General features: G+C 44.8%; 8 protein-coding genes and 1 pseudogene. 3 read left to right on the top strand and 6 right to left on the bottom strand.

Annotated elements, in window-relative coordinates; all coding sequences use genetic code 11:
• Positions 1 to 88 precede the first annotated feature (88 nt).
• Positions 89 to 1,204: a transglycosylase SLT domain-containing protein gene (locus VXQ92_RS05490; RefSeq protein ID WP_416680778.1), complete on the top strand. Its 1,116-nt coding sequence runs from the start codon at positions 89 to 91 to the stop codon at positions 1,202 to 1,204.
• 91 nt (positions 1,205 to 1,295) lie between these two features.
• Here VXQ92_RS05490 and VXQ92_RS05485 read toward each other — a convergent pair whose 3' ends face one another.
• Complete coding sequence (locus VXQ92_RS05485) at positions 1,296 to 1,682, bottom strand: SCP2 sterol-binding domain-containing protein (protein ID WP_004280536.1); 387 nt, start codon at positions 1,680 to 1,682, stop codon at positions 1,296 to 1,298.
• A 206-nt stretch (positions 1,683 to 1,888) separates the two neighbouring features.
• The gene (gene ttcA / locus VXQ92_RS05480) at positions 1,889 to 2,815 is read right to left on the bottom strand and encodes a tRNA 2-thiocytidine(32) synthetase TtcA (protein ID WP_416680776.1); all 927 of its coding nucleotides are present in this window, start codon (positions 2,813 to 2,815) and stop codon (positions 1,889 to 1,891) included.
• Positions 2,816 to 3,315: 500 nt separating this feature from the next.
• Here ttcA and VXQ92_RS05475 point away from each other — a divergent pair, with 500 nt between their 5' ends.
• Together VXQ92_RS05475 and htpX are read left to right on the top strand one after the other, a co-directional pair.
• Positions 3,316 to 4,188 (top strand): lytic transglycosylase domain-containing protein, encoded by an 873-nt coding sequence (locus VXQ92_RS05475; RefSeq protein WP_144724385.1) that lies wholly within the window; start codon positions 3,316 to 3,318, stop codon positions 4,186 to 4,188.
• Between the two features lie 176 nt (positions 4,189 to 4,364).
• Complete coding sequence (gene htpX / locus VXQ92_RS05470; protein WP_064096313.1) at positions 4,365 to 5,270, top strand: protease HtpX; 906 nt, start codon at positions 4,365 to 4,367, stop codon at positions 5,268 to 5,270.
• Between the two features lie 102 nt (positions 5,271 to 5,372).
• Here htpX and VXQ92_RS05465 read toward each other — a convergent pair whose 3' ends face one another.
• The 4 genes and pseudogenes from VXQ92_RS05465 to VXQ92_RS05450 form a co-directional block, all read right to left on the bottom strand.
• Positions 5,373 to 5,951, bottom strand: coding sequence for a DUF4112 domain-containing protein (locus tag VXQ92_RS05465; RefSeq protein WP_416680775.1), 579 nt, complete (start codon positions 5,949 to 5,951; stop codon positions 5,373 to 5,375).
• 74 nt (positions 5,952 to 6,025) lie between these two features.
• Positions 6,026 to 7,361: pseudogene (gene mgtE, locus VXQ92_RS05460) on the bottom strand (magnesium transporter).
• 41 nt (positions 7,362 to 7,402) lie between these two features.
• Positions 7,403 to 10,528, bottom strand: coding sequence for an efflux RND transporter permease subunit (locus VXQ92_RS05455; protein WP_416680774.1), 3,126 nt, complete (start codon positions 10,526 to 10,528; stop codon positions 7,403 to 7,405).
• Between the two features lie 160 nt (positions 10,529 to 10,688).
• Complete coding sequence (locus tag VXQ92_RS05450; RefSeq protein ID WP_416680772.1) at positions 10,689 to 13,784, bottom strand: multidrug efflux RND transporter permease subunit; 3,096 nt, start codon at positions 13,782 to 13,784, stop codon at positions 10,689 to 10,691.
• Positions 13,785 to 13,861: the final 77 nt, after the last annotated feature.

Below are 13,861 nucleotides of genomic sequence, written 5' to 3'. Positions count from 1 at the left end.
ACCCTTATTGAATTTATCAAACTGTTAAAATCTCTGGCTGTTTTAGCTGTGATTTTTAGGGCATAAATTACTTTGTAGCGGAGACAACATGCACAGTAGTTCATCCACTGGGTCGAGGCTTTGCCTAAGATCTGTAATTTCCTCTCTCCCTTTGAAAGTACTTGTACTGAGCACTGCATTTATTCCACTACACAGTATCAATGCAAGTAAGACCACTCTCCAGTTTGATCATGTGGTAAACAGCAATAAGTTAACCGTAGTTGCGATTGCAAATCCGACTACTGTATTTCAAGATGGGCAACATCTGCATGGCTTTGGTTATGATCTGGTTCGCAACTATGCCAACAGCCTGAATGTAAAGCTCGATTTTAAGATTGTTCCTGACAATCAGACCGCCCTACAGTGGGTTGCGCAGGGCAAAGCCAACTTGGCCATGACCACGACCGATTTAAGTGCAATTGAAAATAAGAAATTGACCTCATTTTCAGCCACGTGTGGAGATCAGTCAATTTTGATAAATAATGGCCTGAATACCAATTTAAATCTGGTATTTAAATCTGCCACCGATCCTTTAAGCCAGACTGCCAGTGCGTTTATCTGTAAAGGCAAACAAAGCGGTGCCATCAAGCAGCTTGCTTCATTTTATAATCAGAATGTGGTGAAAGAGGAATCCTGGACAACCATTCAACGTGACTTGAGCAGCCGACTGCCGATGTATAAAGCTAGCTTTAAACAGACCGCACAGCAATATGATCTGGATTGGCATTTACTGGCCGCCATTGGTTATCAGGAATCTTATCTGAAACCAAATTCGGTTTCTCCAACAGGTGTTCGCGGCTTGATGATGCTGACCAACAGTACAGCCAAAGCCATGGGCGTGAGTAACCGTACTGATCCGGCTCAAAGTATTCAGGGTGGTGCCAAGTATTATGATCAAATGCTTAGTCGCTATGATCATATTCCATTTCCAGATCGGAACTGGTTTGCACTAGTAGCTTATAATATGGGCCCAGGTGCAGTGAATCAGTTGCAAAAACGTATCCAGTCACAAGGCAAGAACCCGGATAACTGGGTCAACCTATATGCCTATCTGGATCAGAATAAAGCCAATAATGGTCGTTACCGTCAAGCAGTACAATATGTAACTCGTATTCGTGCTTATCTGGAACATATCAAGACCACACCGCAATTGGTGAATATCTAGGTTAACCCTGCACATTGATCACAATGCCATAAAAAAAGCTTACCTTAGGGTAAGCTTTTTTCGTCTTTATTCGAGCAAATCCCAGCAAGAATTAAGCCGTAGTATTTTCAAGCACTTTCTTGAACAGGTCTTTCTGTTCCTGACTTGGCTTGGCAGTTTGAAGTGCCATCAATTGTGACATATCACCCTGTACTTTGATTTTGCCAGTCATGAACGCCTGCATTGCAGCAGCCATGTCAAATTCCAGGAAAACTTTACGTAAGGTTTCGCCATCCATATTCAACGTGGTTTTGGCGTTTGAAGACAAACCTTTTTTGATTGCCCCACCATCTAAAGAGAGTTCAGTATTACCTGTAGTGTCTGCTACAACCAAATTAATCGCAAGGTTCGCCAAAGCCGGTGGCAGATTCAAATCGCCAGCTTGCGCTGTTAGAGTTTCTACAGTTGAAAACCAATCATCAGTTAAAAAAGCAGGCATGATCTTTCCTCAAATTATTTGTTCATTTGTGTCGGCTATCCAGACGACATCATGTTGAAGCTATTATGCTTGTGCTTTGTTATATCATGATCATTAGCGCAAAGGCTAACGAATTTTGTACGCCCCGTTCAATTTTTGTAGTTCTGTTTTATTTATATTTACAGCACAGACATCAACCTGTAGGCCAATGTCTGCAAATTCTCAAACTATTCTGCAGCAAAGCCCAGATTGACCATATTGATCCGGCGATTCTCCCCTTCTACGGCTTCTTCAGTCGAATCACTGCCTTTGAAGTCGAATTCACGCTGGCTGTCCAGCACTTCAAAATCAAATAATTCACGATCGACCAGCTGCGATGGCGAGACATTTTGCAAGGCGCCAAAAATACTATGTAGACGTTTTGGATGTGCTTTATCCCAATCACGTAACATGTCATTGATAATTGCGCGCTGCAGATTATCCTGAGAGCCACATAAATTACATGGAATAATTGGAAATTGGCGCATTTCTGCATATTTGATGATATCTTTTTCTTCCACATACGCCAGTGGACGAATCAGAATATTCTTTTTGTCTGAAGACAGCAGTTTCGGTGGCATCGCCTTCAAGCTGCCGCCATGGAACAGGTTCAGGAAGAAAGTCGCCAGGATATCATCACGATGATGGCCTAAAGCAACTTTGGTCGCACCAATTTCCTGTGCAAAACCGTATAAAGAACCACGACGCAAACGCGAACAGACGGCGCAATAGGTTTTGCCTTCAGGTGTCAGCTTTTTAGTGATGCTGTACGTGTCTTTTTCCAGAATGTAATAAGGAATGTTATTTTCTTCTAAATAACGCGGCAATACATCTTCCGGAAAACCTGGCTGTTTCTGGTCCAGATTGACGGCCACCACATCGAAGTTGATCGGTGCGATACGCTTGAACTGCAGCAGGATATCTAGCAGGGTATAACTGTCTTTACCACCAGAAATACACACCATGACCTTATCGCCTTCTTCAATCATCTTGAAGTCACGAATGGCATGTCCGACCTGGCGGCGAAGCTTCTTTAACAAACGGTAGTAGACTGAGCTTGTTGGCAATTCAGGTTTGAAATTAAATCCTTGTTCGGACTCAACTGGCGAGTACATAGACGAGATTAACCCATAAATAAAAATACCGCGCAATTTTAGCCGATTCGGCCCCGTATCGCATCAAAAGAATTTATTTTCATGAAAATGTCTTATTAATTTCATTTTCATGTTTTATTTAGATTGATATATTGAACGATTGCGTTCAATTTTTAGGCAAAATGCTTATCTTTTGGACTTTTCCACAGTTGTCCACAAAAGCTGTGGATAACTTTGTGGATTGAAACAGGCTTGACAACTTGTCCGGCTCAAAAGATAAGGCTTTTCTTTAAATTGATCATTTTTTGATCAATTTAATTATATATAAAAATCAATAACTTATACCTGTCAAGCCTAAGGTTTTAAATTAAATCATATTTTTTTTTCTACTGCTAAAATGTAAAAAATGACTTGCATTTACAAACTCGTTTATAAATGCAGCGCACAAGTCTTTTCATTCCGTAATTTTTTGTTAAACTCTTGATTAAATTTTTCTCTATTGTGTTTACTTAATATAAACAATGAAAATAAATGTACATGTTTTGGGGCGTTATGGGATCAGCGGCTTGCTATTGGCAAGTTGTTGTCATTTTGTTTATGCCGGTCAAACGATTTATCAGTTACGTGACAGTAATGGCAGTACTTTATTGACTAACAAGAAAAGTCGCTATAATCACTTACAGGTAGAAAAGAAGACTTATTATCCAGACAGCAATATTCACAGTTATAGCAACTGGGGCTCTAGTGAAGCTTCGGTGTTGCCTAGCTATAGTAGAAATAAAAATGCTTATGACTCGATTATCCGTCAGGCATCCCAAACTTATGGCGTTTCTGAAGGCTTGATTAAAGCCGTGATGCATACTGAATCTGGTTTCAATGTACATGCGCGTTCACCAGTCGGTGCACAGGGCCTAATGCAACTCATGCCGGCCACTGCCCGTCGTTTTAATGTCAGCAATGCCTATGATCCCCAGCAGAATATTATGGCGGGCGCCAAATATCTGGCCTGGTTATTGAAACGTTTTAATGGCAATACCAGTCTGGCACTGGCTGGTTATAATGCCGGTGAAGGCAATGTCAGCAAATACGGTGGTATTCCGCCCTTTCGTGAAACCCAGGACTATGTGCGCCGTGTGACCAGTCGCTATCAGAATCTGTATACCGAAGGCCTGAGCACCAATAGTATTTCACCTAGCCCTGCGTCGAGTCAGGGGCGTATTATTGCCAGCTCCGACAATTACTCCACGGGCTCCACCACCGCTTCCAATATTCAGGCTGCCAAGTATCAGCGTCAGATCATCGCACAGGCCGATGGCAGTTTCACGGATGCACCCGCAGGCTCTTATGCCACTGCAAATGCAACGGCATCAGCAAAGATCTATTTGAGTGAATAATCTCTAAACAGCTTTATTTTTAAACACCTATGTTTTAATTCGAACAAAAAATACCCTGTATTTTTTGTAGCCAAATGCTATTTTTTCCTTGAATTCTTCTCAATTTCGCCTCATATTGATTTCAATGATTTACATTTAATAATCAGATTATTTTTCTGTAATAAGAGGATTTCTCAATGATGCGGATTGGTTTGTTCTTGCTAACCAACCTCGCGGTACTGGTTGTAGCTGGCATTATCTTGTCACTCTTCGGTGTCGGTAGTTACCATGGCGCAGGTGGCTTGAATCTAGGCAACCTGTTGGTCATCTGTTTTGTGTTCGGTATGGTCGGCTCAATCATTTCCCTGTTCATGTCTAAATGGATGGCGAAAAAAACCACGGGTACTGAACTGATTGACCCGAATGCTCCTCGTAACCAAGCTGAAGCCTGGTTACTCCATGAAGTTGCACAGCTTTCTCAGCGTGCAGGCATTAAAATGCCGGAAGTGGGTATTTTCCCTTCTTACCAGTCCAATGCCTTTGCCACTGGCTGGAATAAAAACGATGCTCTAGTTGCGGTATCAACCGGCTTGCTTGAGCGTATGAACAAAGACGAACTTCGTGCTGTATTGGCGCATGAAATCGGTCACGTTGCCAATGGCGATATGGTGACTCTTGCCCTGATCCAGGGTGTGGTGAACGCCTTTGTAATGTTCTTCGCACGTGTCGCAGGTGATTTTATTGATCGCAATGTCTTTGGTCGTGAAGATGGTGAAGCTCCGGGTATTGCCTATTTCGTGATTACTATTGTGCTAGATATCGTGTTCGGTATTCTTGCGTCGTCTATTGTGATGTGGTTCTCGCGCCACCGTGAATACCGTGCCGATGAAGCAGGTGCACGTCTGGCTGGTAAACAGGCCATGATTTCAGCATTACTACGCTTACAGGCAGAATCTGAAATGCCAGATGCCATGCCGAAAGAAATGAAAGCATTTGCGATTTCTGCGGGTAAAGAGGAAGGTTTTAGCCTTGCTGCATTGTTCCAGACGCATCCAAGCATCGAACAGCGTGTCGCTGCATTACAACAGCTTGATTGTGCTTAATCTAAAACATGCACAAGTAATACCCATATTAATTCAAAAAAGCCTGCAGTAATTGCAGGCTTTTTTATTGGATTCATTCGCGTATTCTTTAGCTCAATTTAATCAGCTGATCCATTGATACAGCGCCATAATGCCCCATCCGATCGCGAAAACAAACAGGATCAGGAATATGGTGCCCAAAATATCCGGGATATGAATCCAGATCCAGGCCACGACACGATTCCGCCAGAAAGCAGATTGCTGCTGTTTACGTTCCAGACTTTCATGCAGAAATGGATGTACCACATGCCGGTCGCTGCTAATCTGATATTCCTCACGTATATGCAGATGCACGACATCCAGCGCCTTGCGACTCGGCCGGATAAAAATATCAAAGACGGTACCAGCCACAGGAATAAATCCAACCACTGCATCCATTACTGCCAGCTTCATGACCGGATTGAGTTTGGCGCTCGGCACCCCGATCTGTTTGGCCTTATGAATGGCATAACAGGTCAACACAAAACCGGCAATATCTCCAGCAACCGGAATCGTACTTAAAGCCGCATCTGCCCCCACGCCTTGCTTGGTAAACGGAATACGCACCACTGAATCCATCATATTGGCAAACTTGGCCAGATCACGCTCCAGACGTATCACTTCTTGCTGGCTTAATTTTGTTTTTTGTTGAGGATCAGGCATGTAATTTTCCAGAAATGAAACCAATGTAATTGAGCATAAAGTATTTTTTAATTTAAGGTGTATCCAGTTGCAGATTAAAATAGTAATTTAGATGCAATAAATAAATAGATGATCACACCAGTGGCATCACAGATTGAAGTAACCAGTGGCGCTGATGCACTGGCCGGATCCAGCTTTAATTTATTGAGTATAAATGGCAAGCTCATGCCGATCAGACAACCCATCAGCACAATACCGAGCATACTTAAGGCCAGCACCACAGCGACCATCCAGTCACCTCTTATATACCCCAAGATGGATACGGCAATCGCCATGGTGCCTCCCAGACATAAGGCAACCAGGGATTCACGTCCAAGCAGACTAAACCAGTCCTTAAACTGTACATCGCCTGTGGCCAGGGCACGCACCATCAAGGTAGCTGACTGCGAACCTGCATTTCCGCCACTGCCGACCAGTAGAGGGAGGAAAAATACCAGCACAATATGGGAGGCGATAATCTCTTCAAAATACGCAATCCCGATTCCAGACAATAGACTCCCGAAAACCAGTATCACCAGCCAGAATACCCGTTTCTGATACAGGCTAAAGATCGGTGCAGTTTTCAGACTGAGTTCATTCAAAGGTGTGACGGCACCAGATTTTAAAATATCCTCGGTACTTTCAGCCTCCGCAATATCCATGGCATCATCATAGGTAATAATGCCGACCAGCTTCTGTGTAGCATCGACTACCGGTAAGGCAATAAAATCATAATAGGCCAAGGTACGGGCGACCTGTTCCTGGTCTTCATCGACTGTGGCATACAACCACGTCCGTAGTCATGACTTCGGCAATCGTGGCATCCGGCGCTGCCTGGATAATCTGCCGCAAGGAAATTACACCCAGTAGATGCTGCTGTGCATCTACAATATAGATCAGATATAAGGTGTCATGATTTCCGGCAATATCACGTAGTACTTCGATCGCCTGACGCATATTAAGTTCCGGCGCCAGTGTGATAAAGTCCGAACTCATTAAGGCACCAGCCGTTTCCTCCGGATAGGCATGCAGCTCTCGCAGCACCTGCAGCGACTGGGTAGACAGCTTGCCCAGTAATTGCTGCTGTATTTCATAAGGCATCTGCTTATATAAATCAATAAAATCATCTGAATGCATGGCATCCATCAGACTGGCCAGCTGATCTGGAGGAAACTGGTAAGCCAACTGGATTTGCATGGCCAGTGGCAAGAACTCCAGTACCTCGGCCTGCCGCTCTAGCTGCTGAAATTGCAGATAGCGTTCCGCAGGTCCAAGTTCCGACAAAATTCTGGCCTGATCGGCAATGTTTAACTGCTGTAGAAGTTGGTGAATATTATTGTTCCCAGTAAGCAGACTCTCATGTAACTGCTGTATTTTTTCTTGATGCTGCATTCCCATCCCATTATTTGCTGCAGGTATGAAAGCTACCCGCCCTAGAGTGAGTATTCCTGATTTTCTTGATTGATTTGTATAACTTTATTTGTTGCTTTGACACGAAACAGAGTTCGAATCAAGACAAACATAAATGGAATAAAGAACAGTACCAGAATGGTCGCAAAGATAACCCCTCCAAAAACACTGGCACCAATTTCCTGACGGCTAATCGCACTCACCCCTGTCGCAAAAATCAGAGGAAGTACACCAGCAGCAAAGGCTATAGAGGTCATCAAAATAGGACGTAAGCGTAAACTTGCGCCCTCCAAAGCTGCAGCCATGGTGGTTTTACCTGCCTGCTCTGCCTGTGCAGCAAACTCCACAATCAAAATGGCATTTTTACAGGACAGGCCGATGGTCGTGAGTAAAGCAATGTGGAAAAAGATGTCATTGGCGAAACCAAAAGCCCAGCAAAATAAGATACTGCCACCTACCCCTAATGGAATGGCACTGATGACTGCCGCAGGAATAGTCCAACTTTCATATAACGCCGTTAAGCACAGGAAAATAAATGCGATAGAAATAATGTAAAGGAAAATGGCCTGACCACTGCTACGCTTTTCTTCCAGTGCGGCTCCGCTCCAGGCCAGGTTCACACCTTCCTGTTCATCGACCAATGTTTCAACATCCTGCATGGTCTGACTGGAGAATTTGTCTTTTGGAATACCGGCATAGACCGGAACGGCGTTATAGCCCATATAACGGTTAATACTGTTTGGACCACCCTGCCAGTTAAGGCTGCTAAACTGGTTAAAAGACAACATTTCACCTTGGTTATTTCTGACATGCCAATGGGCCAGGTCTTCAGGTTTGGAACGGTATTCAGCCTCTCCCTGCATAATGACACGCTTAATCTGCCCACGATCAATAAAGTCATTGATATAGGTACCACCCCACGCTGCAGCCAAAGTAGTGTTGACATTTTGCTGAGGAATAGCATGCTTCAATACGCGCTCAATATCGAGTTGCATATTTAGCTCAGCACTCTCTTTGGGCTGGTCCAACTGTAAAAATTCAATGGATGCTTGTCCTTGGGCGCGTGACTCAATCTGGCCAAATGCCTCCTGTAAAAACCCGGCTCCTTTATAATCCAAATCTTGTAACCAGAAATCTACGACTCGCCCATTACTCGACATGGACGGTGCCATAAAGAAAATCTGGGCATTGGCATGATTGGCAAAGTGTTTCTGGGCGCGATCTACCATGGCAAAAACCGAATCTTCGGGATTTTTACGTGCTGCCCAGTCCTTCAATACCACAAAGAGCTGCCCACGATAAGGCCCCACACCGACGTTATTTCCGCTATACCAGACGCCGATACTCTTGATACGTTCCGATTCATGCTGCATTAAATAGTCTTGTACTTCACGTCCCACTTTCTCAATCTCGGAGCGTGGCGCATTACCGGGCATTACGATCTTCCCCATCACAAAGCCCATGTCTTCAGTAGGCATTAAACCTTCGGGTAAATTTTTATAGACCCATCCAAACCCCAAGATACAGATACCGAACAATGCCAACATGCCGAATTTAAATCGCATACTTCCTGCAGACACTTTCTGGTAGCCTGCATTGAGCCGATCCATACCACGATTAAAACTTCGCGCCCAGCGTGCTTGATGAGTTTTGCGTTTAAGCAGTTGTGCTGCAAATGTCGGGGTAATAATCAAGGCAACGAATAATGACAGCAACATGGCCACCACCAAAGTGATAGAAAATTGCCGATAAATCACGCCGGTGATACTGCCAAAGAATGCCATGGGAATGAATACTGCGGTCAACACCAATGTAATGCCGACCAGTGCCCCGCTCATTTCCTGCATCGACTTTAAGGCCGCAGCTTTGGCATCCAGATTTTCTTCATGCATCAGCCGTTCAATATTTTCAACCACGACAATGGCATCATCCACCAATAGGCCAATCGCCAGAATCAGGGCGAATAAGGTAAAACTGTTCAGGGTCATCCCCAAAACATACAACACGGCAAACGTAGCCAGAACTACAATCGGAATGGTGACAGCAGGAATAATGGTGGCACGCCAGTTCTGCAGGAAGATAAACATCACGATAATCACCAGAAAAATGGCTTCAACCAGTGTTTTGGCCACCTGTTCAATGGAACCGGTAATAAAGGGCGTTTTATCCATGGTCATACGCAACTGATAGTGTGGCGGCAAATTGGCTTGCGCATTTTTTAATACCGCCTGAATCTGCTCCGAGACAGCAAGGGCATTACTACGAGGGGCCAAAGTAATGGATAAAGCTGAAGATAACTGACCATTGGTATAGTTAATGTGGTTATAACTTTCTGCACCAAGTTCTACTCGCGCAACATCTTTTAAATACAGCAATGAACCGGAATCAGTCGTTTTCACAATGATCTTTTCAAATTCCTGAACACTACTTAAACGTGAACCACCACTTACCTTGGCATTGAGATATTGACCCTCGAGGGTTGGCAAACCGCCTATCGCACCTGAAGCCAATGGTGCATTCTGGGTTTCTATGGCATTACGGATATCGCTGGGCATCAGGTTGAATTGATTTAACTTGTGGGGATTGAGCCAGATCCGCATGGCATAGCCAGCACCATACAGCTCGATCTCCCCCATACCCTCAATACGTGACAGACGAGGTTCTACATGTACCATCAAATAATCTGAAAGTTCGGTCACAGTACTTTGACCACTCTCATCATATAAACTTAACAGTGCAAACTGATCATAACCTGACTTATAGACATTGACCCCGCCTTGCTGGGTTTCTTCCGGCAAGCGACCCAGTACACCATTGACGGCGTTTTGCACCTGTAACTGGGCTTGATCCAGATCGACCCCTTGTTCAAATTGCAAATCAAGTTGAGCACGTCCTACCGAACTGCTGGAATGAAAGGTTTCCAGGCCTTCAATCCCTTTGACTGCCTGTTCCAGAATCTGGGTGACCGATTGCTCAACAGTTTCTGCCGATGCTCCACGATAGCCTGCATAAACTCCTAGTGCTGGCGCATCCATATTCGGCATATGTTCAACGGGAATTTTTTGCAGGGCAAATATTCCCAGGCTCATCATGAAAATCGCAATAACTGCTGCAAATTTGGGACGGTAAATAAAAAAGCGCGACAACATAAACTAGAAATCCCCATCAGATGCATTCTGTTATCAATAGATGATTTCTATAGCAATTTTTAAACCATGCTGCAAAATTAACCAGCCATCGGATAAATGATTGGCCATAAAAAATCCCCGTCAATACGGGGATTTTTTAGCTTTGCAGTCTTTGTGTATATTAAGCACGCGATTTTTTAATGATCAGTCGACGAATCAGAACATACATAAAGGGAATAAAAATTAGAACCAGCACAGTTCCAAAAATCACCCCGCCCAGTACACTTACCCCGATTTCCTGACGGCTCACCGCGCCGGCACCAGTAGCAAAGACCAAAGGTAAAATCCCAGCGCCAAATGCCAAAGAAGTCATCAGAATTGGGCGCAAACGCAAAGATGCACCTTCAAGAGCCGCTTCCACTACAGATTTGCCTTGTTGCTGTGCCAGCGAAGCAAATTCTACAATCAGAATGGCATTTTTACAGGACAGGCCAATAGTAGTCAGCAAGGCAATCTGGAAATAGATATCATTTGGGAAACCAGCCAGATAACTGAAAATGATATTACCACCAATACCCAATGGAATCGCAGACATGACTGCAGTAGGAATACTCCAGCTTTCGTACAATGCCGCCAGACAAAGAAAAATAAAACCAATTGAAATCAGATAAAGCCAAATGGCCTGATTACTCGACTGTTTCTCCTCAAAGGAAAGACCGCTCCAGACCACATCGACTCCCTCCAGTTCGGCAATCAGTGCTTCCACATCCTGCATAGCCTGACCTGAACTGCTATCTTTGGCCCGGTCTGCTTCCATTTGCAGCGCGGTATAGCCCATAAACCGGTTCACCACTTCAGGGCCACCACTCCAGTCCACTTGCGAGAAGTTGCTAAAAGGTACCATCTGATTCTGGTCATTGCGTACATGCCACTGCGCCAGATCTTCCGGCTTGGAACGGAATTCTGCATCCCCCTGCATAATTACCCGTTTAATCCGGCCACGATCAATAAAGTCATTGATATAACTGCCGCCCCAGGCACTGGATAAAGTACTGTTAATTGCCGATTGGGTCAGACCATTGGCCATGGCCTGTTTTTGGTCGATATTGACGCGCAACTCTGCTTTGTCCGGATTAGAACGTTTGCCCAGGTTTTCAAAACCGGTGTAATTGCCGGTCTGAGCTTCCAGTGCTTTAAACTGCTGTTCCAGATATTGTCGGCCATTGCCATTAATATCACGAATCCAGAAATCCAGACCATCCGTTTGTCCCAGACCATTGACTGAAGGTGGCATGGACACGTTAATTTGTGCATTGCGATTGCCTTGAAAATGCTTCAGGGCCCGTTCACGAATCGCTTGTGCGGTATTGTCCTGACCTGAACGCTCATCCCAATGTTTCAATGCCACAAAACCGGTCGCCAGATTCTGACCAGTTCCAGAGAAATTTCGCCCATAACGGATCATCACCAGATTGACATTGGCTTGTTCCTGATCGAGAAAATATTGGCGGACTTGCTCTCCGATCTGAATGGTATTTTTCAGCGGTGCGCCCTCCTGCAATTTAATCTGCAGACTTAAAATCCCCTGGTCTTCAGCCGGCAAGAAACTGGTCGGCAAGGCCCGGTAGAACAGACCGAATACACAGATCAATCCGGCAAATATCACCAGACACACCGCCTGATGCCGGATCGTCATCTGAGCCAGTTTAAGATAGCGCTGTTTCAGATGATCCAGTTTCCGGTTAAACCATGCAGCCCATTTGGCTGGTTGAGGATTTGGCTTGAGAATGAGGGCACACAGTGCGGGAGTCAGAACAAGCGCCACCATCAGGGACAGAGACATGGCTGCAACCAGGGTAATAGAGAACTGACGGTAAATCACCCCGGTAGAACCGCCAAAGAAAGCCATGGGAATAAATACTGCGGTCAGCACCAAAGTAATCCCGATCAGTGCCCCACTAATTTCCTGCATGGACTCTAAAGCTGCCTCCTGCGCAGACAGATTCTGTTCATGCATCAGACGTTCGACATTTTCTACTACCACAATTGCATCATCGACCAGCAGGCCAATTGCCAATACCAGAGCGAACAATGTGAGCGTATTGATACTCATCCCAAGCGTATAGAGGACTGCCATCGTCCCCAATATCACCACTGGAACCGTCACAGTTGGGATTAAAGTCGCACGCCAGTTCTGCAAGAAAATAAACATCACAATGATCACCAGAATCACTGCTTCAAACAGGGTTTTTACAACCTCTTTAATTGATTCCTGTACGAAAGGTGTATTGTCCCGTGGGTAGGCAATTTTGTAGCCATCAGGCAATTGCTGAGAAATCCGGGCAATTTCAGCTTTAATCAGATTAGAGGTTTCAATAGCATTCGCCCCTGAGGCCAGTGAAATACCCAGACCTGCTGATGGATAACCATTATTGGTACTATAAGACTGATAATTTTCAGCACCCAGTTCCACCCGGGCAATATCTTTTAAATAAATAAAGCTGCCGGCACGATCCGATTTGACAATAATATTCTGGAATTCGTCCACGGTTTTCAGTCGCGAACCCGAAGTGACTTTGGCATTCAGGTATTGCTCCTCCACTGCAGGCAAATCTCCGATTGCACCTGCAGCGACCTGGGTATTCTGGGATTCGATTGCGGCACGCACATCACTTGGCATCAGGTTATATTGTTTTAATTTCCTTGGGTCCAGCCAGATCCGCATCGCATATTGCGACCCGAAGACATCCACCTCACCAATTCCCTCGATCCGGGAAATATCCTGTTCCAGATGGGTCATCAGATAATCAGAAAGTTCAATATTGTTGCTGCGTCCGGATTCATCGTACAGGCTGATCACCATATGCGTATCACCAAGCGACTTAAAGACATTAACACCTTGGCGTTGTACATCTTCTGGCAAGCGGTTCAGAACGCCATTAATCGCATTTTGTACCTGAACCTGTGCAGTATCTGGGTTGGTGCCATTTTCAAAGCTAATACTGACCCGGCTGCGCCCTGAAGAATCACTACTCGAACTGAAATACAGCAAATGATCGATACCTTTAATCTGCTGTTCCAGCACCTGGGTCACGCTTTCTTCTACAGTTTCCGCAGAAGCACCGCTATAGGTTGCTGCCACTGTTATCCGTGGCGGTGCAATATCCGGATAACGTTCCACTGGCAAGTTCATTACCGCGAACATGCCAATTGCCATGACCATAATCGCCAGTACTGCAGCAAAGATCGGGCGGTGGATAAAAAATTTAGACAGCATAAGTCCGAGTCACTTTTAATTAATTGGGGATAGAGGTCGTGCAAAATACAAGCAGTCTATATTTGAATATTCAGTGA

The organism is Acinetobacter sp. 228 (genome assembly GCF_048147885.1).
The sequence above is the reverse complement of the archived record's forward strand: the minus strand, read 5'-3'. Positions and strand labels throughout refer to the sequence as shown.